The sequence below is a fragment of the Dehalococcoidales bacterium genome (assembly GCA_030698765.1).
Taxonomy (GTDB): domain Bacteria; phylum Chloroflexota; class Dehalococcoidia; order Dehalococcoidales; family UBA2162; genus JAUYMF01.
Window position 1 is genome coordinate 1 of record JAUYMF010000158.1, and the last position, 24,583, is coordinate 24,583.

Annotated in this window: 26 protein-coding genes and 1 pseudogene; 5 read left to right on the plus strand and 22 right to left on the minus strand. The window is 51.7% G+C overall.

The window, feature by feature from the left end:
- Positions 1-246: 246 nt before the first annotated feature.
- The 3 genes from mnmA to fdhD are packed head-to-tail and all read left to right on the plus strand — an operon-like array spanning position 247 to position 2,573.
- Positions 247-1,338, plus strand: a complete 1,092-nt coding sequence (mnmA, locus tag Q8Q07_07590) for a tRNA 2-thiouridine(34) synthase MnmA (GenBank protein ID MDP3880147.1) — start codon at positions 247-249, stop codon at positions 1,336-1,338.
- Positions 1,339-1,342: 4 nt separating this feature from the next.
- Positions 1,343-1,786 carry an MOSC domain-containing protein gene (locus Q8Q07_07595; GenBank protein MDP3880148.1) on the plus strand — a complete coding sequence of 148 codons (444 nt, stop codon included), beginning with the start codon at positions 1,343-1,345 and terminating at the stop codon, positions 1,784-1,786.
- On the plus strand, positions 1,779-2,573 hold the full coding sequence (gene fdhD / locus Q8Q07_07600) for a formate dehydrogenase accessory sulfurtransferase FdhD (protein MDP3880149.1): 795 nt from the start codon (positions 1,779-1,781) through the stop codon (positions 2,571-2,573). Before Q8Q07_07595 ends, fdhD begins: the two co-directional genes overlap by 8 nt.
- Before the next feature lie 126 nt (positions 2,574-2,699).
- Here fdhD and Q8Q07_07605 read toward each other — a convergent pair whose 3' ends face one another.
- The 8 genes and pseudogenes from Q8Q07_07605 to Q8Q07_07640 form a co-directional block, all read right to left on the minus strand.
- A complete protein-coding gene (locus Q8Q07_07605; GenBank protein MDP3880150.1) occupies positions 2,700-3,149 on the minus strand; it encodes a ferritin-like domain-containing protein in 450 nt (149 codons plus the stop codon).
- 147 nt (positions 3,150-3,296) lie between these two features.
- Positions 3,297-3,542, minus strand: coding sequence for a hypothetical protein (locus tag Q8Q07_07610; GenBank protein MDP3880151.1), 246 nt, complete (start codon positions 3,540-3,542; stop codon positions 3,297-3,299).
- 98 nt (positions 3,543-3,640) lie between these two features.
- Positions 3,641-3,802 (minus strand): rubredoxin, encoded by a 162-nt coding sequence (locus Q8Q07_07615; protein MDP3880152.1) that lies wholly within the window; start codon positions 3,800-3,802, stop codon positions 3,641-3,643.
- 114 nt (positions 3,803-3,916) lie between these two features.
- Positions 3,917-4,291 (minus strand): annotated as a pseudogene (locus Q8Q07_07620) (flavin reductase family protein).
- Between the two features lie 81 nt (positions 4,292-4,372).
- Positions 4,373-4,903 (minus strand): ferritin family protein, encoded by a 531-nt coding sequence (locus Q8Q07_07625; GenBank protein ID MDP3880153.1) that lies wholly within the window; start codon positions 4,901-4,903, stop codon positions 4,373-4,375.
- 178 nt (positions 4,904-5,081) lie between these two features.
- Complete coding sequence (gene greA / locus Q8Q07_07630; GenBank protein ID MDP3880154.1) at positions 5,082-5,891, minus strand: transcription elongation factor GreA; 810 nt, start codon at positions 5,889-5,891, stop codon at positions 5,082-5,084.
- Between the two features lie 34 nt (positions 5,892-5,925).
- Positions 5,926-7,122 (minus strand): NAD(P)/FAD-dependent oxidoreductase, encoded by a 1,197-nt coding sequence (locus Q8Q07_07635; GenBank protein MDP3880155.1) that lies wholly within the window; start codon positions 7,120-7,122, stop codon positions 5,926-5,928.
- A gap of 25 nt (positions 7,123-7,147) precedes the next feature.
- Positions 7,148-7,495, minus strand: a complete 348-nt coding sequence (locus tag Q8Q07_07640; protein MDP3880156.1) for a DUF1616 domain-containing protein — start codon at positions 7,493-7,495, stop codon at positions 7,148-7,150.
- A 40-nt stretch (positions 7,496-7,535) separates the two neighbouring features.
- Here Q8Q07_07640 and Q8Q07_07645 point away from each other — a divergent pair, with 40 nt between their 5' ends.
- Both Q8Q07_07645 and Q8Q07_07650 read left to right on the plus strand, forming a co-directional pair.
- On the plus strand, positions 7,536-9,035 hold the full coding sequence (locus Q8Q07_07645; GenBank protein MDP3880157.1) for a hypothetical protein: 1,500 nt from the start codon (positions 7,536-7,538) through the stop codon (positions 9,033-9,035).
- Positions 9,036-9,157: 122 nt separating this feature from the next.
- Positions 9,158-11,272 carry a helix-turn-helix domain-containing protein gene (locus Q8Q07_07650; protein MDP3880158.1) on the plus strand — a complete coding sequence of 705 codons (2,115 nt, stop codon included), beginning with the start codon at positions 9,158-9,160 and terminating at the stop codon, positions 11,270-11,272.
- A 76-nt stretch (positions 11,273-11,348) separates the two neighbouring features.
- On the opposite strand, the gene Q8Q07_07655 is transcribed toward Q8Q07_07650, so the two are convergent.
- From Q8Q07_07655 to Q8Q07_07720, 14 genes are all read right to left on the minus strand, one after another.
- Positions 11,349-12,338: a DNA methyltransferase gene (locus Q8Q07_07655; protein MDP3880159.1), complete on the minus strand. Its 990-nt coding sequence runs from the start codon at positions 12,336-12,338 to the stop codon at positions 11,349-11,351.
- Between the two features lie 32 nt (positions 12,339-12,370).
- On the minus strand, positions 12,371-12,940 hold the full coding sequence (locus Q8Q07_07660; protein ID MDP3880160.1) for a nitroreductase family protein: 570 nt from the start codon (positions 12,938-12,940) through the stop codon (positions 12,371-12,373).
- A gap of 49 nt (positions 12,941-12,989) precedes the next feature.
- Positions 12,990-14,297: an AmmeMemoRadiSam system protein B gene (gene amrB, locus Q8Q07_07665; protein ID MDP3880161.1), complete on the minus strand. Its 1,308-nt coding sequence runs from the start codon at positions 14,295-14,297 to the stop codon at positions 12,990-12,992.
- 16 nt (positions 14,298-14,313) lie between these two features.
- Positions 14,314-15,333, minus strand: a complete 1,020-nt coding sequence (gene amrS / locus Q8Q07_07670) for an AmmeMemoRadiSam system radical SAM enzyme (protein MDP3880162.1) — start codon at positions 15,331-15,333, stop codon at positions 14,314-14,316.
- A gap of 321 nt (positions 15,334-15,654) precedes the next feature.
- Positions 15,655-16,422, minus strand: a complete 768-nt coding sequence (locus Q8Q07_07675) for a hypothetical protein (GenBank protein MDP3880163.1) — start codon at positions 16,420-16,422, stop codon at positions 15,655-15,657.
- A 110-nt stretch (positions 16,423-16,532) separates the two neighbouring features.
- Positions 16,533-17,303 (minus strand): phosphoribosylformylglycinamidine synthase I, encoded by a 771-nt coding sequence (gene purQ, locus Q8Q07_07680; GenBank protein ID MDP3880164.1) that lies wholly within the window; start codon positions 17,301-17,303, stop codon positions 16,533-16,535.
- A 9-nt stretch (positions 17,304-17,312) separates the two neighbouring features.
- Complete coding sequence (gene purL, locus Q8Q07_07685) at positions 17,313-20,174, minus strand: phosphoribosylformylglycinamidine synthase subunit PurL (GenBank protein ID MDP3880165.1); 2,862 nt, start codon at positions 20,172-20,174, stop codon at positions 17,313-17,315.
- Between the two features lie 107 nt (positions 20,175-20,281).
- On the minus strand, positions 20,282-20,734 hold the full coding sequence (locus tag Q8Q07_07690) for a GatB/YqeY domain-containing protein (protein MDP3880166.1): 453 nt from the start codon (positions 20,732-20,734) through the stop codon (positions 20,282-20,284).
- Between the two features lie 28 nt (positions 20,735-20,762).
- Complete coding sequence (rpsU, locus tag Q8Q07_07695; protein ID MDP3880167.1) at positions 20,763-20,951, minus strand: 30S ribosomal protein S21; 189 nt, start codon at positions 20,949-20,951, stop codon at positions 20,763-20,765.
- A 382-nt stretch (positions 20,952-21,333) separates the two neighbouring features.
- Positions 21,334-21,699, minus strand: a complete 366-nt coding sequence (locus Q8Q07_07700) for a YraN family protein (GenBank protein MDP3880168.1) — start codon at positions 21,697-21,699, stop codon at positions 21,334-21,336.
- The gene (locus Q8Q07_07705) at positions 21,696-22,346 is read right to left on the minus strand and encodes a ribonuclease HII (GenBank protein ID MDP3880169.1); all 651 of its coding nucleotides are present in this window, start codon (positions 22,344-22,346) and stop codon (positions 21,696-21,698) included. Before Q8Q07_07705 ends, Q8Q07_07700 begins: the two co-directional genes overlap by 4 nt.
- Complete coding sequence (locus tag Q8Q07_07710; protein MDP3880170.1) at positions 22,321-23,154, minus strand: stage 0 sporulation family protein; 834 nt, start codon at positions 23,152-23,154, stop codon at positions 22,321-22,323. The genes Q8Q07_07705 and Q8Q07_07710 overlap by 26 nt, the downstream gene beginning before the upstream one ends.
- A gap of 13 nt (positions 23,155-23,167) precedes the next feature.
- The gene (locus Q8Q07_07715) at positions 23,168-24,202 is read right to left on the minus strand and encodes a DNA polymerase III subunit delta' C-terminal domain-containing protein (protein MDP3880171.1); all 1,035 of its coding nucleotides are present in this window, start codon (positions 24,200-24,202) and stop codon (positions 23,168-23,170) included.
- A 21-nt stretch (positions 24,203-24,223) separates the two neighbouring features.
- Positions 24,224-24,583: diaminopimelate decarboxylase (locus Q8Q07_07720; GenBank protein MDP3880172.1), on the minus strand; the 360-nt coding region annotated here is incomplete at its 5' end.

Here is a 24,583-nt window from a genome sequence, read left to right on the forward strand (position 1 = left end):
TTCATAGGGGCGAAAAGTCTTGCTCACAGGCACCTCCTTAAAATAGTCTTGCCCTAATTATACCCGCTATCTCGCCCCGAAACTATTACTCAGACACACTCCTAGAATCTCACTAAAGTTCGTGACTTCCATAATACTGACAAAGCCATAAACAATCTGTTATTATGTCATTGTCAGAACAAGTCAAGATTATGCTTGGAACCTATTCTATCAAATACCATAATTTTATTTAGAGGATATAATCTATTGCGCAGCGTTAATGATAAAACCAAAGTAGCCGTGGCGATGAGCGGGGGGGTGGATTCATCCGTGGCTGCCGCCCTGCTCAAGGAGCAGGGCTATCAGGTCAGCGGCGTCACCATGCAAATCTGGGATGGAGAGGCCTCTGCCGGGAGCAAGCGCCATGCCTGTTACGGGTCGGGTGAAGAAGAGGATATTGAGGATGCCCGCGATGTCGCCCGGATTCTGGGGATTGATTTCCACGTCTTTGACTTAAAGCAGGAATACAAGGATAAAGTCCTGGACTACTTTTGCGGCGAGTATCTATCCGGGAGAACCCCAAATCCCTGCGTCAGATGCAACCGTCAGATCAAGTTTGATATCCTGGCGAGAAAAGCCCGTCAGGCCGGTATTGAGTTTGATTACTTCGCTACCGGTCATTACGCCCGGGTAGAATATGACGAGCTGAAACAGCGTTACCTACTGAAAAAAGCCCGGGACCGGGACAAAGACCAGTCTTACTTTATATCATCCTTATCCCAGGAACAGTTGAGCCGCGCTCTCTTTCCCGTCGGCGATTATACCAAGGGGGAAGTAAGAAAGATGGCCGACAAGTTCGGATTAGCCGTTGGCGCTAAGGCGGAAAGCCAGGATTTTATCGCCGGGGACTATTCTGCCCTGATGGGAGCCATGCTACCGGGGCCGATAATGGATGACCGTGGAAATATCCTCGGTGAGCACCGGGGGATTCCCTTTTATACCATTGGCCAGCGTAAGAAACTGGGCATCTCCGCCGGGGAACCGCTTTATGTGACCGGTATTGACCAGGGGGAAAATGCCGTCATTGTGGGAAGTAGAGAGGGGTTATATCAGGACGAGCTTGTTGCCTCGGAGGTAAACTGGATAGCCGTCGAAAAATTAGAGCAACCCGTTGAGGTTAAGGCCAGGATAAGATACCGGCACATGGGAGCAACGGCACTGGTACAAACGATGGCCGCAGGCCGGATTCACCTTAAATTTGAAGCCCCTCAGAGGGCAATCACCCCCGGGCAGACGGTGGTTCTGTATCAGGGAGATATGGTATTATGTAGTGGTAGGATAGAAAAAGCAGGGAGATAGTAGCATGGCCAGAATAATCGCCGTTTGCCAGAGCGAAAAAGTGGGTATCAGAAAAGAGCCAATACCCGAGGGTATTATTAAAGAAGCCTACGGTATGGTGGGTGATGCTCATGCCGATAGTTCCAGCCATCGCCAGGTAAGCCTGATTGCCCTTGAAAGCATCGCTAAAATGAGAGAGATGGGCTTTGATGTCCACCCCGGTGATTTTGCCGAAAACCTGACTACTGAAGGCATCGACCTGGTCTCATTACCAGTTGGCGCTGAGGTCAGCGTCGGTGAAGAAGTACTTCTGGAGGTTACCCAGATTGGTAAGGACTGCCACACCGGCTGTGCTATCTTCCGCCAGGTAGGCAAGTGTATCATGCCCAAGGAAGGGGTATTTACCAGGGTTATCCGCGGTGGCTCCGTCAGGGCCGGAGATGAGATAAGGAGAGCTGACAGTGATTGAGATTGAGAATGCGGTCGAGAAATTCTCAATAGTTCGACTTAGCAGAGAAGACAGCAATAGAACCAGCGTCGAGGAGACGGTTGCCCGGGAATCGGCGCTGACCATTATCCTGAACAACCAGGAACTGGTGACCATACTTTGCTCTCCCGCGAACCTTAAAGCGCTGGCTGTCGGCTTCCTCTACTCGGAGGGATTACTGGACAGTAAGGACGAAATCAAAAAGCTGCTGGTTGATGAGCGGAGAGGACTGGTCCGCATTGAGACCACAGAGGATAAGGGTTTCACCCAGGAAGTCCTCTCAAAACGAATGTTGACCTCCGGTTGCGGCGCCGGTACCACCTTCTTCCGCGCCGTCGACGCTGCCATACCAAAAGTCGAATCGCAGCTAAAAATATCAGCCGATGAAATATTTGCCCTGGTAAACGAGTTCCAGCACGGCTCTCAGCTTTATCTGGCCACCCATGGCGTTCATAGCGCCGCTCTCTGCGATACGAAAAATATACTGGTGTTCGGTGAGGACATCGGCCGGCATAACGCGATTGATAAGATTTTTGGGCAGTGTTTCCTGGAAGATATACCTACCGATAACCGGATAGTAATCACCAGCGGACGGATATCCTCAGAGATACTGAACAAAGTAGCCAAGAGAGTTATCCCTATCATTATCTCGATATCAGCACCGACCAGCCTAGGGGTGAAGGTATCTGATAGCCTGGGCATCACCATGGTTGGCTCCGTCAGAGGCAGAAAGATGAACGTTTACACCAATGACTGGAGAGTGATTTGACGGGGAGCCGGCCTGATAGAGAATACCTCCCCCATAAAGAAGAACCCGCCTCAAAGCGAAAGTTACTACAGGTAAATGCTTGAGGCGGGATGATAACTAATCCTGTATTTAACCCTGTCTTGAGGTTTAGATCTCTTCGAGCAGGGATATAAATAGGTCGTGGTGTTCTTCTTCCTCCTGTAATATCTCCCTGAACAACCTGTTGGTGGTTTCGTCGCCCTCTTTTCGGGCTAATTCTATAATTTGTTTGTAGAGTGTAATCGCGCCTTCCTCGTCCTGTACGTTTTTCTCTATCATTTCTTTAAGGGTATCACCAACGAAGATCGGGGTCGGTTTGGTTGTTGGTACCCCACCAAGATAAAAAAGCCTTTCGGCAATAGATTCAGCGTGTTTCATTTCCGCTATGGACGTTGACTTCAGGGCGCCCTGCACCGCAAACCCCTTGACTCCACCCCACTGAACATGCTGCCACATATACTGTATGACAACCTGTAGTTCCCTGGCTATCGCCTGGTTTAATAAATCCAGTAATGCTGCTGATACCTTGGTGGCTGCTCCCTTTTTCTGGTTTGCCATCTTCTATACCTCCAATTACTGATTTACGGCCATGACACAATTCAGGTGGCTTAAGGGGATTAAGCTAAACTCCATAATACCACCAGGTTTTTTCTTTGTCCAGCCGGCGCCAGTTCCGTTTTTACTGAGCAGACTACTTATATGCGGTCAGTGAATCTTGGTGATAAATTCTTTGACCTGGTTATCCCATTCCCGTGATTCCAGCTCAACAGAGGTTACGCCTTTCTCAACGCAGGTAGAGATTTCAACACCCCCCCCCCCGCCCTCAAAGGAAGCACAATCAGGGTTCTGCTGCTTGACCTTCAGTCCGTAACCCTTGGGGCCGAAGAAATCTACCGCCCTCTTAATCGCATCTTCAGGATTCAACTTGGTTTTGGCCGCTATTTTCAGCATTTGTTTCCCCCTTTATGTATATTGTTAAGCCTACTCCTAATAGAATGTGAAGCTACCGTTTAACAGAGTCATAATGTATCAAATTCGTGATTCTTTATCTATCCCAGTCTCTTAAACTGGTCTTTACTGGCTCCACAAACAGGACATACCCAGTTGTCTGGTAATGCTTCAAAAAGGGTCCCCGGTTTAATGCCGGAATCAGGGTCTCCCAGCTCAGGGTCATAAATATAACCACACACAGTACACTCGTATTTGACCATTTCAGGTGTCATTACTTTTTTCTCCTCAACATAGCTGGGGGCAGACCTGGGAGTGCTGCCTCGTTTAATCTGATGATAATAATCATAAGTCATGCAGGCTTTGTCCATGACAATATCAGCATCAACGAGTTCACCGATAAAAATGGTATGTGAGCCGACGTCCACTTCCTGGATTACTCTTGCCTCCAGGTAGGCGACGGCACTATCGAGGATTACCGGAGCCTGAGTGACTCCTATCTTATAATCGATATCCTCCAGTTTGTTGATATCCCGTCCCGACTTGAAGCCAAAGCGGCCGATGAATGAGAGGGGGGTATCCTCACAGAGCACGGAGGCGGAAAAGACCCGGCTGGCCTTGATAAATTCGTGGGTCAGATTGTCTTTATTGATGCTTACGGCGATAGTCGGCGGCTCGGAGGTTATCTGGAATACGGTATTGGCAACCTGGGCATTGAGCCGGTCACCTTTCCGGCTCCCCACGATGTACATCCCGTAACCTAACTTGTGTAGAGCTTTAGTATTCATCCAAACGACATCACTTTCTTCGTTTTCCTGTAACTCTACCGCTTGTTAGCCGCCATCCAGTGACGGGTGTTCTTTCTTGACGAACCATTCTGCTGGGTCTTTGAGATACTCGTAATAATCGAGCAGGATCAGATAATGACGACTCTCCTGAGCCGCGATACTCTGATAGAAGCTTTTCTCTATTTCGTAACTGGCCTTCTCCTCCCGGCTCTTGTAGAAATCATAGGATTTGTTTTCCATATTCATCGCTGTCTGGATAGCATCCAACTCGGTAGCTGCTGCCTTTATGCTTGAGCCAAGCTCCTCGGCTGCCCTGGAAAATAAGGTTCTCAGCCCCTTGCCGGCCTCAGGTTGCAGTATAATTACCGGCCAGTTATTCTCACTGCGCAGAGCCTCATACACTTCAACGAACTTCTGCCGGTGGATATCCTCTTCAGCCGCCAGTGACTTGAACAATTCCTTGCCCAGTTCGTTCCGGCTCTCCCGGCTGGACTTAAGATAGAATTCTTTGCCGTCTATCTCCATCTGTATCGCAGTCTTAACGGCGTCGAGGGTTCTATCCTGTTCGGTCGTCATCGTCATCTCCTTCCGGTCCGGTAATTTTATCAAGATGCAATACCGCTGTATACCTGATATATTTATTATCAGTATATCATAAAATGATGGTTCAGTGACTGTATACGGCTTTTGTGATTACGGCCGCCCAGGATTATGTTAAGCGTCCGCAGTCCGCGAACAGATACCGTCAATCAGGCTAGCGTTCAATCTTCTTTATCTGGTAACGCGCCCTACCGGCGGGGGCAACTACTTCCACTATTTCCCCTTCATCTCTATTAATCAGAGCCTTACCTATTGGGGAGACATGGGATATCTTGCTTTTGGCAGGATTTACTTCTCCCGTGCTGACCAGCGTATAGCACACCTCTTCCCCGGAACTCAGGTCGCAAATAACGATACTGTCCCCGACGCTTACCTTGCGTGTAGTAGACTGCGTCTTGTCAATAATCGCCGCCGACTTTAAGGTTGCTTCCAGTTCAATAATTCGTCCTTCCAAAAGGCCGCGCTGCTCTCTGGCAGCTTGTAGAGGCACATTTTCCCGGAAGTCTTTATCGGCAGCGGCTCTGCGTATCTCGTCAATAAGTTCAGAACTCTTATTGCGTAGCGTCTCCAGCTCGCTTTCCATGTCATGGTATCCTTGAGCAGTAAGAAGGATATTGTTTGCTTGTATCGCTGTACCTTGTTTCGAAGAAATCCGGCGTCTGCTTCTTTCTTTCCGGGCCTTGAGGTGTACAGCCAGATTGACCTTGCTCCATTCCTTTTTCCTGGCGGATATTAAGAAAGCCTTTATCACTTCCAGCCTTCTCAGATAATCAGTATCCGATGCCGATAACCGCTGCGCATAGTTGGCTACCTCAGCCGGCGTCAGGCCGGAACAAGGCCGTTTCTCTCCGAACCAGCGGACAAAGCGATATATATCCGGCTGGCATGGCCCCCTCTTTTCGGGGGGTAGCCCGACTAAATATTGACCGGCTGCGTCACCCAAACTTAATTCCTGACTGCTCATCCTTGTAGATACCTCCTCAAGCGTGCCTGATCTGTTAGTTCTTTCTTTCCGGTAAAAATGGAAGTTTCATTATCTTAAAGGCTGTGGATAATGCCTGATGTCTTAACAGTCTTGATACTGCCCCGCCATGCCAATCAAAGGATAAATCATCTTCCTTCAATAAGGTCTCCACAATACCGTTCATTCTCATTATATCAAATATATGGTCAACTTGAATATCACTCAGCCGCTCGTAAAACTTCCGTGCCCGGTAACCCGTCCTTAATTCCTGCCCAAGTTTTCTTTTCCAGTCTGTTTCATATCTGGCTAGATTTCCGGCGGACAGGTTACCGCTTTCCAATGCCCGGTGCAAATTATTGGCGGCGATATCAGCGCATAACAGCCCGTAGTAGATGCCGCCGCCTGTGGTCGGTTTTATCTGCCCGGCGGCGGTGCCGGCAATTATCAGACGGTGGCCATAGCTCTTCGCCAGTGGTTTTACCGGAATCCCGCCGTAACTAAGTGCGGTTTTGCCTGAAGCTATCTTCCCCCGGTCTAACAGGAAGGACATGAACTTTCTCAAATAGTCCCCGGGAGCGCGCCGGGTTAGTAGTCCTGCCCAAGCCCTGCCCGGTGAAGTTGGCACCAGCCAGGCGAAAAAATCCGGCGCTATCTGCTTCCCCATATAGACCTCTATTTCATCCACTCCTATCGTTTCTACCTCAGCTTGAGTTCCCATAACAAAATCATTGATCTTACCCAGTCCCAGTTTTTCAATCAGCTTTGAAGCAAAGCCCGTAGCAATAACCGCTGCCCTCGCTTCAAAAAGTCTGGCTTCCTCCTGAGAAGCTATCTCGATGCTGACACCATGACTGCCGACTTCCAGGTCATTAACCAGAGCGTCCAGAACATATTCCGCCCCGGCGCTCTGTGCCCGGCTGGCTAATGCCGCGTTAAAGGCCGGCCGATCCACGATACAGGCTTGTGGTTCAGGTCTCCATAGACGGAGCATTTGCCCTGAAGACGAAAATATTCGGGCGCTATTGACCCGCCGCAAAATAACGCTCTCACTGATGGCAAAGGCGCTGGCACATTCCTGACTGATAATACCGGTACAGCAGACCGGTTCGGCCAGGCTCTTTTTTCGCTCCAGTACCGCAATGCTGTGTCCCATTTTAGCCAGTTGATAAGCCACCTGGCTACCTACCGGCCCGCCACCGATGACGACTACATCATATCTCTTCACTGTCATGATTACTTATGCGCGCCCTGTCATACTACTCTTCGCTTTCTTTCCTTCCTCCGATAAGCCTATTGAGATAATAGACGACTGCGGGTACAATAGTAACCGTCAAGATGACCATCAAGGAGTTAAACCCGGAGATTCCGGTATCAAAGAGTCTGTTAGCGAAAAGGATACTGAGGGTGACGATAGCTATCGATAAGCCAAAAGAGAGCGCCACTCTTTCGATGATATTTATCTGCCGGAATAAAACGCCAGTCCAGGACAGTCCCGGTAAAAAGAACACCAGCAGGAAAGCTATGGCTACTCTGATAGCAGGCAAGCGTTCGAGGAAAGGAAAAACAAGTTCGATGAGTCCCCTGATTGGAGCTAGCCATTCCATGACCTGTCTGCCTCTCTATCCAGTTTAGCCCGGAAAAGAAATGAAATTATTCGATAATGACCGCGGAATTCTTCGACTCGATTACCTGTTGCTGCTGCCCGTACTCGGTCTGGCTTTCTATATTGCCTTTATTCCGCACCAAAACTATCCCTATCCGCTCCACGTTGATGAATGGGTCCATCTGGCCCGCTCCAGTGCCATTATTGAGGAAGGCAGCATTACCATCATCGACCCTTTCTTCGGACAGTCAGTAGTAAGTCTAAGTTCCAATCTGGAAGCCAGCTTCCAGATGTTCTGGGGCGTATTCCAGCAGTTGAGCGGTCTCTCCTGGATGAGCATCTTCAGGTACTTCCCGGGCATTATTTTTATGATTACCGTGCTTTCCGTCTATATTTTAGCCCGGCGGGAAGGATTTGGACTGGAAGCCGCCTTCTTCGCCTGCCTGATACCGACCACAGTAGGGATACTGGGTCCCGCTTTCCTGGTTCCGGTATCTATGGGACTGCTTTTTACCCCTCTCATCCTCTTCGTCGCATTTAACTTTAGAACCATCCGGTCTTATCTGGTACTTTTTATCCTTATCTCTTTTCTGCTAGCGATACACGCTCCCTCAGCAATCAGTCCGATTATTGTGCTTACTCCCTATATCCTACTCAATCTAAAGGGTAACTTCAAGCACAGCCTGGGGTTAGCTCTGGCGCTTTCCCTTCCTTTCCTGGTAACTTTCCCCTGGATCTTTGAGCTGCTCCTGCCCACGGCCAGAAGCTTATTTAACGCTCAGCCTCATACGGAGTTCGTCCAGCTACCCCAGCTCTTTATTGTCTATGGCTATCTACCCATAGCATTTTGCCTGCTGGGCGCTTTCTACCTGGCAATGCGCGGAAAGCGCGCGGACTACGGCCTGATACTGGGATTGCTGGCACTGCTCCTGATGCTGGTAACATTTTTCACGTTCAATTACGGTGTATCCATAATGTACGAGCGGGGATTGATGTATATGCTTTTGATAGCCAGCATTATCGCCGGGGCCGGACTGACGGGGATCAGGCACCTTAAGTTGCCGGAAAGGTTAAGTGCCTGGCTCAAATCACCCTCCATTACTCGCTACCTTAATCAATACCTGGGTGGACTCTTGTCCCTGGCGCTTATCATCATAATATTGCTGGCAGTTATCCCCGGACGCCTGGCTACTCCTTACTATTATATGATTGATAAAGAGGACTTCCAGACCTTCGTCTGGATTAACGAAAATATTGAGGACAACGGCAAGATAGCATTGCTCGACCCGTGGAAGGCGACCGCTTTCACCGCTCTAACCGGAAAGCATATCTACACCCGAATACACATGGCCCCTTTCGCTAAAGATAAGGAAGCTTATTCTTTTATCCGTGATGGGAGCAGTGATTCGGGGTTCCTGAGAGAAAACGAGATCACTCTCATCTATACCCGTGTTTATGAAGGAATGAAGGGGAATGTAGTCTATAGCAGCAATAATCCTGACCTGATAGAAGTAGCTCCGAATGTCTACCGTCTTAAGTAGCCCGGTTGACTTTTTACTCAACATTTTTACCAGTATAAAATAATAATGCAAAAAAGCCTTGACTTTTTACTCAACATACTGTATATTGCCCGCAAGACGTTGTGTAATTATTATTTATTATTATGAAAAATAGAGATTTCGGCGAGAGACTAAAAGAACTACGGAAGCAGGCTGGCTTTAGCCAGAGGGAGCTTGCTGACCTGGTCGGGGTTGATTTCACTTACCTGAGCAAGATTGAGGGTGGCACGTTGCCTCCCCCCAGTGAAAAGGTAGTTCTGAGGCTGGCCGAGGCCTTAAAGGCTGATGCTGATGAGTTAATGCTATTAGCGGGCAAGATCCCCGATGATATCGCCCAGATGCTGAAAAACCAGGAGACCCTGCAACTCCTCAGGTCAAGAAGCATTCATAAAGCAAGCTCCTCCGTTAAGCAGGGGAAAGCGCGTTCAATAAGTTTCAAGAAATTCGCCAGGGCAGCGCTGGCTGTAACACTGGTCGGCACTGTGGCCGCATCGCTTTGGTTCTCTTCGCCCCTGCCGGTCAAGGCGCTGGATATCAGTTTTCCAACTTTCCCGTCAAGTGGAACCCTCGGCAGCACCTATTCCTTCAAGGTAAAAATCAGCATTGCGGATAGTGAACTTCTGCCCATACAGAACATTGATTTAAAAATCTATAATACCGCCAATTCCGCCACATATTATGACCAGTATACCGATTTGGCCCTGGGGTCAACAGGTTATGGCAGCTATGCCTCCAGCGGAACCGGCACCACCGCGTTGATCAAGGCTACCCCTGATTCTATGTGGGAATACTTCACCTCCGGCGCTGGCTATGTTGAATGGCAAGGCGCCGGTTACACATTTGCGGTAGTCGGAGGCTACGGATATTCCACCGGGACAGGCACCACTTCAATAACTTATGACATCAACTGGACACCACCTTCAAACTGGCCGGAGGGCGGCTACAAGGTCGATGCCAAGATTACGGCACAGGATAGCCAGACCTTTACTCAGACCAGCAGCCAGTTCACAATCTCCGAAGAAGAAGACGATGATGATGGTGACAGTAGTGGCGGTGGCGGTGTTTCGGTGATAGTGGTGACACCGGGGGTTACCAATATATCAAGCGTTACCTCCGATACCGGGGTCTTCACACGGACTGTTACTGCCCAATCGTCTAACGGTAACGCAAATCTGAACATCACAACTGGCACTATCGGCAGGACTCAGGCAGGTAACCGCCTGACACAGCTAAGCATAACCATCATCGTAGACCCACCGGGACCACCGTCTAACGCCAATTTCGTTGGCTCAACCTATGACCTCGGACCGGACGGGGCTACCTTTGACCCACCGATTACACTTTCTCTCACCTATAACCCGGCTGATATACCGGCAGGAGTTAGTGAAGAAGACCTGGCCATTGCCTGGTGGAATCAAGCTACCGGTGAGTGGGTAATACTCGATGGTGCTGTTATCAACACGGCAACCCACACAATTTCGGCGCCGGTAAGCCACTTCACCCCCTTCGCCATTCTTGCCATGCAGCCAGTGTCTTCCATCCCGGCTGCCTTCACTACCAGCGGGTTGACCGTATCCCCCGCCGAGGTGAACAGCGGTGAAGCCGTAACCATCAAGATCACGGTGACCAATACCGGTGGACTCACTGAGAGCTATCAGTTATCCCTGAAGATAAATAATGTGGTCGAAGATACCAAGAGCGTAACCCTGGCCGGCGGCGCCAGTCAGGTGGTTTCTTTCACTGCCAACAGGGACGCCGCCGGGCCCTATACTGTAGCTATTGACAGTCTGTCCGATACCTTTACCGTTAGAGCGCCGTCAGGGCCCTCTGTTCCGGCTGCCTTCACCACCAGTGGTCTGTCTGTATCTCCCGCTGAAGTGAGCAGTGGCGAAACCGTGACTATCAGGGTCACCGTCACCAATACCGGTGGGCTCACTGAGAGCTACCAGTTAGCCCTGAAGATAAATAATGCGACTGAAGAAACCAGGAGCGTAACCCTTGCCGGCGGCGCCAGTCAGGTGGTCTCCTTCGCCGCCAGGAGGGCTGCCGCCGGGACTTATACTGTGGCTATTGATAATCTGTCCGGCGCCTTTACCGTGAAAGCGCTGGCGCCTGTTAACCCTTCAACCCCATGGTGGCTCATCATTGGTATCATTGCCGCGGTAATCCTTATCGGGCTGGCCAGCTGGGTGGTAATCAGACGGCGGATGGCCTGGTAGACAGTAGGGGCATATATTACGAAAATTCCAGTCCATCCCTGAAGTTCGTCCTGATGCCGCTGAGGATTAATGTCTCTTATATGTCATTGGATGGGTAACGCTTCCGGCTCTCTCGTGACACGCACCGCTTCCCCCCATTACTTCGCTTAAACGAGTTTCTCTCCCAGAAGACGCCGTCAGCGTATCCCTGGATTACAGGGTCCCGCTCTGCTATCGCCAGTCTCTTCTGCCCATAAAGACAATATTCTTCATGCACTTCCACTGCCACAAAATTCCTGCCCAGCTTCCTGGCGACCACGGCGGACGTCCCCACCCCCCCGAAAGGGTCAAAAACAACGTCCCCTGCCCGGGAGCTGGCCAGAACGATCTTGGCCAGCAGCTTCTCCGGTTTCTGAGTCGGGTGGGGGGTGTTCTCCGGCATTGACCAGAACGGGACTGTAATATCAGTCCACAGATTTGACGGGTAGGTCAAGCGATGCTTTCCATCTTTTCCATCAGTCCAATCTTTGGGCGCGCCATCCTTCCGGTACGGAGCGATAACCGCTTTCTTCAGCTTTACTGCCTCGGCGTTAAAAAAATAGCGGTCAGATACCGTGCAAAACCAGATATCCTCAGAGTTGTTTTTCCAGTCGTTCCTGGCTCCTCGCCCCTTATCCCTTTCAAAGGTAATCCTGTTTCTGACCACAAAATAGCGTTCACAAAGCGACTGAATGGCCGACGAAGAACGCCAGTCCCCGCAAATATATATCGAGGCGGTGGGCTTGAGCAGCCTTACCATGCTTGCCAGCCAGGTATCCATCCAGTCCATGTATTGCGGCACTGACCTTTGCTTAAAAGAAGCGCCACCGAAAGTTTTGGACAGGTTATATGGCGGGTCAACAAAAAGAAGGTCGACAAATCCCGAAGGCAGGAAGTCGATTACCTCGAAAATATCCTGATTAATAACGCGGTTGAGCACCTGCTCCGGTGATAACGCCCCCCCCACCTTCAACAAGCTGCGACGATAAATCCCCCGCTCTTCATCAGATAGGGTTAGCGTACGGTTGCCGGGCGCTCTTGCCATCATCCGTCTTCATTCGGCCAGCATCCACCAGACCACTAGCCGATGATGATATCCTCCAGCCGCCGCTTGGGTACGTGGTGCATGCCTTCACCGTCACGCCAGTACTGGTAGTCGCCGCCGGGCTCAATAGTATCAATCACCACCACCTCTTTAGGCTTACCCAGGGATAGCACCAGCAGTATCTCATAGCGCGGCGGTATCTCCAACGCCTTACTTAGGGCTTTTCTATTTACCGAGGCGTGCATACAGCCCGCCAGTCCCTTCTCCCGGGCGCCCAGCAGAATGCTCTGTCCGGCGATGCCGTGGTCACAGTTAACGTCCTTGCTTATCTCCGTATCAAGAAGCATGATGATATAGCCTGACGGCCGTTCCCCTTCCACGGGGCCGGGCCAGTCCTTGAACTGCGCCGCCCAGCCGAGGTAGGAAAATACCACAGCGTTCTTTTTCGGTTCACAGGATAGAACGTATTTCAGAGGCTGCTTGTTAGCCGCCGACGCCGAGAGCCTGGCCAGTTCAACAAGTTCATGCAGCGTCTCAAGTTCAACCGGGGTATCCTGGTAAAACCTGCGGCAGGTCCGGTTCTGTACTATCAACTCTTTTATCATCTAAACCTCCTTTGTTTTAGTAATTTTTCCATCCTCACCCCCTGTGTCCCTATTTATACCTCTTGACCTCAAAGCGGTAGAGCTTGACCGGCTCACCAGGCTTTATTCCCGCTTTCTGGCAGCAGATATCAATCTGGTGCCCGGCGCTCTCCACCCCTTCAAGGTCGGGGAGAAGCAGGCCGCGCCGGTAGCCGCATTCGACAATGACGCCGTACTTCTCAGGGTCAAGCTGCTCCTGGCTATCAACCGGCTCGAGATCAGTCAGCACGTCTACACTGTAGTCAAGGTCTCTAAGCTCAGCAGGGGAGACGGGCGGGAAGCGAGGGTCTCTGGTTGCCGAGCTGATGGCGTTAGCTATTATTTCCTCAGCCACATTTTTCATGGCCGGCTCGAAGGTACCGATGCAGCCCCGTAATTCGCCGGATTTGTGAATGGAAACAAAAACTCCGGCCCTCTCCTTCATCTCGGGAGTAAGCTCTTTGAGGCGGAGGGTCTTACCTTCACGGATATAGGACTCCACCGTCTCTTTAGCCAGTCTTGCCAGCGGAGACATCGCTATCATGATTACTCCGGCGTAACCCACCACGCTGGAATAATCACCGGTGGTATCGCCGCTGGTCTGGTATCTTACCAGTTCCGCCCTGCCCGCTCCCAGTTCCTTAACCGCGGAGATAAGGCTTACCGCCGGAGCGTAACCGCACATTGATATATCCAGTTCCTGGACTCGCTTGAGCAGTTCGTCCTCGTTCAAATCAAGCATGGCTTCTATCGCCGCCGTGTCCTTCCGCCGCGCCGATTTCTGCGATTCGTAGTGGGTCATATCACTGGAGGCGATAATTACCACTTCTTTACCCGATTCCTTGACCGCTCTGGCTATCTCCCTGCCGATTTCCTGATAAACAGTCCCACCGGCATAAGAAAGGATAATGGGCACAAACTTGATGTCCGGCCTGTAATACTGCAAGAACGGGAGCTGTACCTCAATGGAGTGCTCATATTGATGGGCCAGATGGTCTTCATTCAGGTATCTGGACGAAGCCAGAATCTGTTTACCCAGATCCGAATCAATTTCCACATCGCCCAGGGGCGTCTTCCAGGCACCCTCGGTCATGATACTAAATGGCTTCCCCTTGCCGGTATGACTGGGGCCGATAATGATAAAGGTGTCCTTGAATTTGATCCTGGAGATAACGGCGCCTGTCACCGGCCCCGAGTAGACATAGCCGGCATGAGGAGAGAGCGCCCCGATCACCTCCTCCTTCACCGCCGCTTCATCAACCATCCCCTGAATCAGCGACCTGAGCTGTTCCGGTGACTCCGGATAAAACTGTCCGGCAACTACCGCGTTCCTGACCATCGCAACCTGCCTTCAGCTAATTGCCTCTGAAATTGAGATCCGCTCCGCAGAACCGGCATTTTGAATCTTCCAGCCCTACTATCTCCGTACGATAGCCTGACCTCTCCACGTTAAGTTTACCACAGGAATAGCAGACGGTATTTTCATTACCCTGACCGGGAACATTACCGGTGTAGATAAATTTAAGGCCGGCTTTCCGCCCGATTTCACAGGCGTGCTCCAGAGTTGATAAGGGGGTTGGAGGCAGATGAGTAAGCTTATGATAGGGATAGAACCTGGTGACATGCCACGGTGTCAGCTCGCCCAGCTCATCCCGTATCCAGTGAGCAATACCCTCAAGCTGCGGGTCATCATCGTTCAGAGTGGGGATGATATTGGTCACCACTTCAACGTGCATCTGCCACTTGACTTTAGCCCGAATGGTGACATCAAGTATCTCCCGCCAGTGCGGCACCCTGGCCAGGTCACGATACAAGGCATCGGAAAAGCCTTTAATATCAACACGCCAGGCATCGAGATAAGGCCCAATCTCATCCATCGCCCCGGCAGTCAGGTAACCGTTGGTGACGTAAACGGTATAGAGGTCATTTTCCTTGGCCAGCCTGGCGGAATCCAGTGTATATTCGAACCAGATGCTGGGTTCATTATACGTCCAGGCGATGCCCCGACACCGGTAACGTTTTGCCATTTCCACGACTTCCTGAGGCTGCATCTCCTGACAGCCCCGCCACCCTGTCCGATTATCAACCGTAGAGATTTCCCAGTTCTGGCAGTGTTTGCAGTGGAAGTTACAGCCGATGCTGCCCAAGGAAAAAACCAGGCTGCCGGGGAAGAAGTGAAATAACGGCTTCTTCTCTACCGGGTCAGCCGCCATCGACGAGACCACAGCATAGCTCAGGTTATATAGAATCCCACCTTTGTTCTGGTACATGCCGCAGACGCCATATTTGTCCGGAGCTATACGGCAATTCCACTGGCAGATATGACACTGGACTCTGGAATCCGGCAATTTCTGGTAGAGCATTGCCTCAATCATGGCTATCTCCGGTTATGTGCCTTTACCCAATTATATCACTCAAGCTCTGTCAATTATAGTCCGGGCAGCCAGTTAGATACCGGACAGGTGAACTTGGTTATCTTGATTGAGGGGAAGGTTCTGCGGGAACCCGATATAACATCCAGTGCAGTGTTTCTAACGCTTCGTCAGTATGCCCGATAACCATGCAGACAAATCTTGTCCCGTACCTGATACTGGGCCGGAATGGGGCGAAGGGCATATAATAACGTTATTTGCGGTGCACCACAAGTAGCAAAGGGCTTTTATCAAGTTAAAGCAAAGGCAGTATATCAGAGGGATCTACTGGCGAAGCAGAATACAGTTTCTCAAGGCAATATCCATTATCGAACCATCATATCTACCCTGCACGGTCACTTTTTGACCTATGTCCAGTTTGGCCAGGGCAATCCCGTTCTGCCCGCTAAATACGCAGCGGACTCCCTGCCCCAGATCCCTCTCCGCGCTGCCAAGGTTAATATAATAAACGTCGATTGCGGACTTGACTTCTACTCTATCGACTACTCCCGTTATGTTAAGCACCTTACCGGCGAATCTGGCGTCAGCCGCTGTCCCTTCCGTCTCATAAGCCGAGACCAGCTCTTCGACGGTTATATCCATAGCCGTGACCGCCGGTCCAGCTTCAGCGACTGGCTCAGGTTCTATGTCCGGCTCAACTTCAGGCTCTACCGCTGCCTCCGGCTCCGAGGCTGGTTCAAGTACAGTTCCGGCAACCGGTTCTGCCTCAGAAGTAACAACCTCAGCCCCGGCGACCTCTTCAGGCTCTCCCGCTGCCTCCGGCCCAGGTTCCGGGGAAAACTCAACCTCAGGTTCCACGACTGGTTCAGCTTCCGGTTCCGGGGTTACCGCCGTGACCTCATCCTCGGGTAAGACCTCGTTAACCTCACCATGAACCTGCGGCCTCCGGCTTTCAGGTCTTTCTTCTCTCAACTGCCGGTAGGTCTTCGGTATCCTCTTATAGGATTTAGCCAGCAACGGGTAACCACACCAGGGGCAAGCCCAATCCCCGGTCCTCTCCGTCGTTTGACCACAGTTAGGACAATTCGGCATTGTATACCTCTTACTTAAAAGTATACAGCTTAAGTATTATTTGTCAATGTACAGGCGCGCCCGTAATCAAGAATAAAAGAATTTCGATACCAAAACGCGCTATGCCATGCTCACAGTCTTTCTATCCATTCCACGGCGTTCCGGAAAACCTGGAAACCGTCTCCATGCTCCCGGGGACTTAACCTGGTCCACCGCGGGTGCTGAGTACCGCGAATGTGACGCTCAGGATGCGGCATCAAGCCAAAGATACGCCCCGAACTATCGCAGATACCGGCAACGTTTCCCGATGAACCATTAGGATTATGCGGATAACCCACGTTGCTATTCCCCCGCTCATCCGTGTAGTAAAGAACTACATTCGCATATAATAAAGCGCCGGGAAGAGCCACCAGCTTACCTTCACCGTGGGCTACCGGCAGGTACAGGCTATCCATGTCCCGGGTAAATACGCAGGGGCTTTGGCGGTTCACCCCCAGATATACCCAGCGACACTCGAACTTACCCGAATCATTGGTGGCCAAGGTCACCTGCGGCATGGTCTCAGCCGATAGTTCAGGCAGAAAACCGGCTTTGACCAGCGCCTGAAAGCCGTTACAGATGCCCATAACAAGCATACCTTCCTCAACAAACCTCCGCACGTCATCACCAAGCTTCAGCTTTAGCTCATTCGCCAGCACCTTCCCGGCGGCGACATCGTCACCATAAGTAAACCCGCCGGGGATAACCATTATCTGATAGTCAGCCAACCGCTCCTCACCGTGGATCAGGCGGTTAATATGCACCAGGGAAGCGGCTGCCCCCGCCTGCTGGAAGGCAAACGCTGTCTCCGCATCGCAGTTTGCCCCCGGGGCACGTACTACCAGTACTTTTACCTTTGCCATTTTCAGACCTTACCACTTTAGTGGTTTCTGCCAGGAATCCTTTAGCTCGCCGAGGGAAGCGCTGACAACTTTTTCTCCTCGTAAACCGTATATTTCCAGTACTTCAGAATCGGTAACCTGTCCGATAGCCTTCAGGCTGACGCCACTCATTATCTCTTCAAACTTGTCTTTATTCTCCAGGGACACCTCAACCAGGAAGCGGCTGTTCGATTCCGAAAAAAGAATAAAGTCATCCCGGTCGAAACGCTCACCGAGCGGCACTGCTTTGAGGTGGATGACGGCGCCCAGTCCTCCGGCAAAAGCCATCTCCGCGATAGCCACCCCGATGCCGCCCTCACTGCAATCATGACAGGCCCTGACCAGGCCAGCTCCGGTAGCCATACTCAGTCTGTCCATCAGTTCCCGGGCACGCCGCGGGTCTACTCTGGGCACATTATTACCGGTGAAACCATGATTCTTGAAGTATTCCGAACCGCCCAGCTCATTCCGGGTCATACCCACAATATAGACCAGGTCACCGGCTTGCTTGAAGTCCATTGATATAGCCCGCCCGGTATCCTCCATAACGCTGATAGCCGAGATGAGTAAGGTATGCGGAATAGAAATAGTCTCACCCTGAAATTCAAACTCATTGTAAAGACTGTCTTTGCCGGAAATAAAGGGCGTCTCATAGACAATCGCCATATCGTAGCACGCCCGGGCAGCACGAACTAAAGCCCCCAGCATCTCCGGCCGGTCAGTATTGCCCCAGCTGAAATTATCCAGCAGGGCTACCTTCCGCAGATTACCGCCAACGGCGATTATTTGCCTCAGCGCTTCATCAATTGCCGAAGCTGCCATCCAATAAGGGTCAATATCGCCATACCTGGAATTTATACCGCTGGCCACGATTGCACCCATTGCCGAATCGAGCACCGGCCTGATAATAGCAGCATCGCCGGGTCCGTCATTATTCTTACCCACCAGGGGTTTGAGCACGCTGCCTCCCTGCACTTCATGGTCGTACTGACGTATCACCCATTCCTTGCTGCAAACGTTCCAGGCGCCCAGGATGGAAAGCAAGTCGCCGGTCAAATCCGGAGAAACGGGGAAATCAGGCTCAGGATAGCGCCGCGGCTGCCATACCGCCTCCTTCTCCACCTGGGGCAGGCCATGGTGCAGGAACTCCATGCTCAGGTCACAGACCAGTTCCCCATGGTAGAAAAGCTGCAATCTCCGGTCATCAGTGAACTCTCCGATAACGGCTGCCTCAGCGCCCTCACTGGCGAAGAGTCCGGTTAATTCGGCAATATGTTCCGGCGGCACCGCCAGCACCATCCGTTCCTGAGATTCGGAGACCCATATCTCCGAATAGGACAACCCGGCATACTTCAGCGGTACCCTGTCCAGGTAAACACGTACTCCGGTTTCTTCCGCCATCTCCCCCACTGCTGAGGAAAGCCCGCCACCACCACAATCGGTTATCCGGCGGTACAGTCCAAGGTCTCTGGCTTGCAGCAGGACATCGATAAGTCTCTTCTCGACGATAGGATTGCCAATCTGTACCGAGGTGTAAGAAACGACGCTTGATTCCTCGGTAAGCTGTTCCGAGGCAAAGGTCACGCCGTGTATGCCGTCACGCCCGGTCCTGCCGCCAACCACGACCACCAGGTCGCCGGGCTTTTGGAGTCCTTTTCGCGCCAGCTTTACCGGTAGCAGTCCCATGGTTCCGCAGAAGACCAGCGGGTTGGCGACATACCTGTCGTCAAAGAGTATCGCCCCGTTAAGAGTAGGTATTCCCAGGCGGTTACCGTAGTCAGCCACTCCCGCCCGAACTCCCTTAAAAATACGCCGGGGATGTAAAACCCCAGGTGGCAGTTTCTCATAGGGATAATCAGGAGGAGCGAAACAAAATACATCGGTATTCAGTACCGGCTTGGCACCCAGCCCGGTACCCAGCGGGTCACGCACCACCCCCCCGATGCCGGTTGAAGCCCCTCCGTACGGCTCAACGGCCGACGGATGGTTATGAGTCTCCACTTTAAAACAGAGCGCCCAGTGACCATCAAAATCAATTACTCCGGCATTATCCTCAAATACGGAAAGACACCATGATTTGCCAAGCTCCCCGGTTGCCCTGGCGATGGTGCTCTTGAGCAGGTTATCAATAGTTGTTCCATCAATAGAGATTTTAGCTTTGAATGTCTTGTGGACACAGTGCTCAGACCAGGTCTGCGCCAGCGTTTCCAGTTCAACATCAATGGGATTACGCTTCTGTTCCTGGAAATAAGTGATAATGGCTCTAAGTTCCGCATCTGTAAAACCGAATTGCCGTCTGAGCGCAAGAAACCCGTTATCATCCAGTCCCGGAAAGTCTACCTGAGTTAAGCGGAACTGGTACTGAGGATTTTTCGGAAATATGATTTCTCCCGGTTTTACCACGTGCTGGATAACCGGATTGACCAGAAGCCGGCTGCAGATAACTTCCAGTTGGCCTTCGTCCGGACTTCCCTGGATCATGTAGCGCCGGGCGGTCTTAACCGCCCGGACACCGTCAATCCCCAAATCACGGATCGCCTTGAGTATGGTAGCCTCGACCGGATCAGTGACCCCGGCATTATAAGTGACCTCAATAGCATGGTGCTTATTATTGGTTTCTCCCCCAACGGTGAAATCCGACCGGTAACGGTATTCCTGGGTCACCGGGTCAGCCAGGAGATGCTGGCACATCACCTGCAGTTCATCATCTGTCAGCTCCGCGTCCAGCCAGTAGATGTCGTTAACGCGCACATCGGAGACCGAGGTTATTGCCAGGTCATGGATGTCCCTGGCCAGTCCTTGTCCCCTGGCATCCGGCAGGTTACTCTTCAGGCAAACTTCCACTCTAAGCATCCAGCATACCAACCAATGGACAATAGACAACTAAAGGGGCTAAAAACGCCCCTCTCATACATAAAAACGACCTGCTGATATCCCGATGATATTTCAGCATATCAACGCTATTTGTTAAGCAGTTCAGTCACTACAGTATTTATCTCACGACCATCCGCTTTGCCTTTAAGCTGAGCAATAAGCCTGGACATAACCTTCCCCTTATCTCTCGGTCCCTGTGCTCCTACCTCCTCAATAACTTGACGGGCTTCAGTGATAAGCTCCTCCCGTGTTAATTGCCGGGGCAAATACCTTTCCAGGATAGCCATCTCCGCCTCTTCCTTATCCACCAGGTCCTGACGGTTACCCTGTTTGAAGGCTTCAATGCTTTCCTGGTGCTGTCTGACTTCTTTGGCGATAATACCGAGGATATCGCCATCTTCCAGAGGTGCTCTCCGTGCAATTTCAGCGTTCTGAACTGCAGCCAGAACCAGACGGAGAATCGAACGGCTCACTGTATCTCCGTCCTTCATCGCCCGCTTGAGATCGCTATTTATCCGCTCTTTTAAGCCTGCTTCCACTTTAGACTATTCCGCAGCTAACCTGATGTTACCGGAAAGATACCCGGGTCGCTTTACGCTTTCTGGCGGCTTCTTTGCGCTTCCGTTTGACACTGGGTTTCTCAAAGTACTCACGGTGCCGTATTTCCGACAAGATTCCGGACTGTTGCACCCTCCGGTTAAACCGCTTGAGCAAGCTCTCAAAGTTTTCGTTATTACCCGCAACCACACCAGTCACTTGGTCTTTAACCTCCTTGGCTACTTATTAATCTGCTCCCTGCCGGCCAACAACCCCGTCTCAATTTTAGCCAGCAATACTTTATCTGTCAAGGAAAATGATAGAGCAAAATCAGCTATTTACACACTATTTTAGCAATAGTAACATCTTACAATTTACGACTTCAACCGTCAACATGTGCGGTTTCAAAGATGCATTTGGTTGGGTTTTATTTGTCATGACGAGGAGCACGTTCACTTCGCTCAGTGTAAACTCCGCGCCGTGGCAATCTGAGAGGTGGGGGATACCCTTCCCAAACAAGACAGTTGCTTCGCCTCCGGCTCACAATGACATCACCAGTAAAAACCGAATACAAGATTCTTACAGAAGTATTCAGTAACGTTCAATCCTCGCCCACCGCATTTTCGATAATCTCAATGCGGGACGGTTTTCCCTGGCGATCCAGCTCCACCGCCACAAAATCAATGCGCCAGAGCTGTGGCAGGTTGTCATGGGTCTGCCAATAGTGAAAAGCGGTAGCTCTCATTTTTGCCTGCTTCGCCGGTGTGATTGATTCTTCCGGGCTGCCCATCCCGAGGCTGGTTTTGGTTCTGACCTCAATAAAGACCAGGAAATCTTTTTGACGGGCAACGATATCAATTTCACCATGGGGGCAACGGTAATTGGTTTCCAGAACATGATACCCGCGTTTTTCGAGGAAAGCGCCGGCCAGTTTTTCTCCCAGAATACCGGTATTCCTGCGCTTCATTCGATTATCATATCCCTGACCGGCCGGAAGGAACGGCGGTGTACCGGAGATGCTCCCAGGCGGCAGAGGCAGGCAAGGTGCTCCTCAGTGCCATAACCTTTATGGCGGGCCAGTCCATAACCGGGATAAACCCGGTCAAGCTTCCGCATCAGCCGGTCACGCGTCACCTTGGCAATAATAGAGGCGCAGGCAATAGAAATACAGAGGCTATCCCCGTCAACCACCCCTTTTTGAGGCAATTCCACACCGGGAAGACGCACGTAGTCGATGAGCAAAGCTTCCGGAGGTGTCGCCAGGTGCTCTACCGCCCGTTTCATCGCCAGCTGCGTTGCCCTGACGATACCCCGTGTATCAATTATTTCAAGGCTGGCGGCACCGACGCCGATGGCTACCGCTGCTCTATGGAGGTGACCAGACAATACCTCTCGCTTTGCCGGCGTCAACATCTTGCTGTCTCTGACCAGTTTCACCCACGGATTACGCATGTTTCGAGGCAGGATAACGGCAGCCGCCAGCACCGGCCCGGCCAGAGCGCCACGACCTACTTCGTCAATACCGGCGATATAGCGGTAGCCCTGTGCCTCGAGTATCCTCTCTTCGTTGAAGGACGGTATCTGGAGGCTATTTGCTGACCTTGCCCTGCTCATGTTTCCGTTCATCGATAACGCTAATCTCGCTGAGCGGTAATTCCACAATCGCCTGGTTCTCCAATTCCACCATAACCGTTTCCTTGAGCGGATTATTGCCCACTACCTTGGCTTCGCCTGAAGCCGTGGCAACCATTTGACCGTTTTTAGGTAACCTGCCCTTCATTTCACGGTAGTAATCACTCTCATAACCCAGGCAACACATCAAACGACCGCAACAGCCCGATATTTTCATCGGGTTGAGGGGCAGACCCTGGTCTTTAGCCATCCTGATGGAAACCGGGGCAAACTCGCTCAGGAAGCCGGCGCAGCATAGCTGACGACCGCACCGGCCGCAGCCGCCTATCAGTTTGGCTTCATCCCTCGGCCCTGTCTGACGCAGCTCCACCCTCACCTTCAAACGATTGGCTAACTCACGGACCAGATCCCGAAAATCAACTCTCTCCGCAGCGCCGAAGTAAAAGGTAAGACGCTTGCCGTCAAGGCTATATTCAGCCGACAGCAGCTTCATCGGCAGGTTAAATTTACTGACAAGTTTAGCGCACTCGGCCAGAGCTTCTCTTTCCTTGGCCTCCAATTCCCGGGCGCGTTCAATATCTTCAGGGTTTGCCTTGCGCACCACGGACTTTGATGGCTTCTCCGCTTCACTGGCTAGCACCTGACCTGGGATAATAACTACCTGTCCGAACTCCGGCCCGCGGGCGGTCTCGACCACTACGTAATCATTCACCGCAAGATCAATACCCGCCGGGTCAAAATAATAGACTTTACCTGTCTTCTTGAATCGTACTCCAACAATCTCAGCCATAAATCACCTCAAATCAAGCAGCCTGGCTGCCCTCAAGACACTCCTTCACTTCCGGTATGTTGAGCATTAATACTTCCAGCGCCAACCGCGGGTTGGCATTTTGCCTGAGTTGCTCCCCTGCCGCCTGAATATTTTCCACGAAAGCCTTAATTTGTCCCAGACTGTAACCTCCAGATATATCAGCCAGCACGGCTGACCGGTCGACATTTACAATATCATCAGGGCAGCCCGCTTTAACCAGCAATAAATCACGCCACCAGCCAAGCCACAGGTTCAAACGTTCCTGCGCCAACTCCCGGTCCTGATTAAAAATGGTTACCAGTTTATCAGCGAAAGCAAAACGCTCCTCGCAATCAGCGCCGAGCACATCAATCAACTCGTCCAAATGCTCAGTCCGCCGCTGAAGTAAAGCCCCGTCAAGCGCCGATACCGCCCATCCCGGACACCCCCGGGAGAGTCTGGCCAGAAGCCTGGCCTGCTGGGCTTCAACCCCCCGGCCCTGAACGAGAGCCGCCTCAACCTCACCAACCGCCATGGGCGGTAATTCAACCCGCTGGCAACGGGAAACAACCGTGGCCGGGAGAAACCGCTCATTGGCCGTCAACAGCATGAATACCACCTTATCCGCCGGCTCCTCCAGAGTCTTCAGCAGGCAGTTAGCCGCTTCCGTGGAGAGGAACTCGGCGCCATCAATAATAAATACCTTGTGACGGCCTTCAAAGGGTGGTAAGCTGGCTACATGCTGGATTTCCCTAATCCGGTCAATGCCGATTTCCTTACGGGTGGTCTCAGATGAGATCTTGTCCTGACTCAGACCGATAATCTGGACATCAGCATGCCTGCCTGAAACTATTTTCTGACAGGCGACACACTGGCCGCAGGGAACCTCCTCCGCCGGGCAGTTCAACGCCTGAGCCAGGTTCAGCGCCAGTGTCATCTTGCCCGCGTGGGTGGGGCCGACAAAGAGGTAAGCATGAGCCAGAGAGCCCGTCTCCAGACTGCGCTGCAGCAAAGAGACCGCCCTGCCCTGCCCGATTATCTGCCACAATCTAAAATTTCCTGTCCTTATCTAAACCAGGTCCGTCCGTATCAGGTCCTCAAGGGTTTCCCGGCGTCGGATAAGCCTCGCTTTCCCCCCCCCGGCCAGAACTACCGCCGGCTTAAACGAGCCATTGTAATTCATCGCTTCCGGTAAGCAATAAGCTCCACAGTCCGGCACCGCGATAATATCACCGGCGGAAACCGGAGGCAAAATGATATCACTGATGAGAATGTCCCCGGACTCGCAGAACTTGCCGGAGATAGTAACCTTTTCTGTATCTTCCTCTCGCATTTTATTGGCAATCACCGCCTCCTGTTTAGATCCATAAAGAGCGGGGCGGATATTATCCGCCATACCACCATCTACCGAGACATAACGCCGGATACC

What these genes read in the sequence shown, in the direction of transcription:
- Q8Q07_07615 (MDP3880152.1), bottom strand. Translation starts at nt 3,802, where the DNA reads ATGGTCAAATACGAGTGTACTGTGTGTGGTTATATTTATGACCCTGAG.
- Q8Q07_07655 (MDP3880159.1), bottom strand. Translation starts at nt 12,338, where the DNA reads ATGATGGCAAGAGCGCCCGGCAACCGTACGCTAACCCTATCTGATGAA.
- Q8Q07_07700 (MDP3880168.1), bottom strand. Translation starts at nt 21,699, where the DNA reads ATGAAGCGCAGGAATACCGGTATTCTGGGAGAAAAACTGGCCGGCGCT.
- greA (MDP3880154.1), bottom strand. Translation starts at nt 5,891, where the DNA reads ATGAGCAGTCAGGAATTAAGTTTGGGTGACGCAGCCGGTCAATATTTA.
- Q8Q07_07605 (MDP3880150.1), bottom strand. Translation starts at nt 3,149, where the DNA reads ATGGCAAACCAGAAAAAGGGAGCAGCCACCAAGGTATCAGCAGCATTA.
- Q8Q07_07595 (MDP3880148.1), top strand. Translation starts at nt 1,343, where the DNA reads ATGGCCAGAATAATCGCCGTTTGCCAGAGCGAAAAAGTGGGTATCAGA.
- Q8Q07_07640 (MDP3880156.1), bottom strand. Translation starts at nt 7,495, where the DNA reads ATGGAATGGCTAGCTCCAATCAGGGGACTCATCGAACTTGTTTTTCCT.
- Q8Q07_07645 (MDP3880157.1), top strand. Translation starts at nt 7,536, where the DNA reads ATGAAATTATTCGATAATGACCGCGGAATTCTTCGACTCGATTACCTG.
- Q8Q07_07710 (MDP3880170.1), bottom strand. Translation starts at nt 23,154, where the DNA reads ATGGCTGAGATTGTTGGAGTACGATTCAAGAAGACAGGTAAAGTCTAT.
- Q8Q07_07660 (MDP3880160.1), bottom strand. Translation starts at nt 12,940, where the DNA reads ATGATAAAAGAGTTGATAGTACAGAACCGGACCTGCCGCAGGTTTTAC.
- purL (MDP3880165.1), bottom strand. Translation starts at nt 20,174, where the DNA reads ATGCTTAGAGTGGAAGTTTGCCTGAAGAGTAACCTGCCGGATGCCAGG.
- Q8Q07_07675 (MDP3880163.1), bottom strand. Translation starts at nt 16,422, where the DNA reads ATGCCGAATTGTCCTAACTGTGGTCAAACGACGGAGAGGACCGGGGAT.
- Q8Q07_07635 (MDP3880155.1), bottom strand. Translation starts at nt 7,122, where the DNA reads ATGACAGTGAAGAGATATGATGTAGTCGTCATCGGTGGCGGGCCGGTA.
- Q8Q07_07705 (MDP3880169.1), bottom strand. Translation starts at nt 22,346, where the DNA reads ATGAGCAGGGCAAGGTCAGCAAATAGCCTCCAGATACCGTCCTTCAAC.
- Q8Q07_07610 (MDP3880151.1), bottom strand. Translation starts at nt 3,542, where the DNA reads ATGCTGAAAATAGCGGCCAAAACCAAGTTGAATCCTGAAGATGCGATT.
- Q8Q07_07650 (MDP3880158.1), top strand. Translation starts at nt 9,158, where the DNA reads ATGAAAAATAGAGATTTCGGCGAGAGACTAAAAGAACTACGGAAGCAG.
- purQ (MDP3880164.1), bottom strand. Translation starts at nt 17,303, where the DNA reads ATGGCAAAGGTAAAAGTACTGGTAGTACGTGCCCCGGGGGCAAACTGC.
- amrB (MDP3880161.1), bottom strand. Translation starts at nt 14,297, where the DNA reads ATGGTCAGGAACGCGGTAGTTGCCGGACAGTTTTATCCGGAGTCACCG.
- Q8Q07_07625 (MDP3880153.1), bottom strand. Translation starts at nt 4,903, where the DNA reads ATGACGACCGAACAGGATAGAACCCTCGACGCCGTTAAGACTGCGATA.
- amrS (MDP3880162.1), bottom strand. Translation starts at nt 15,333, where the DNA reads ATGATTGAGGCAATGCTCTACCAGAAATTGCCGGATTCCAGAGTCCAG.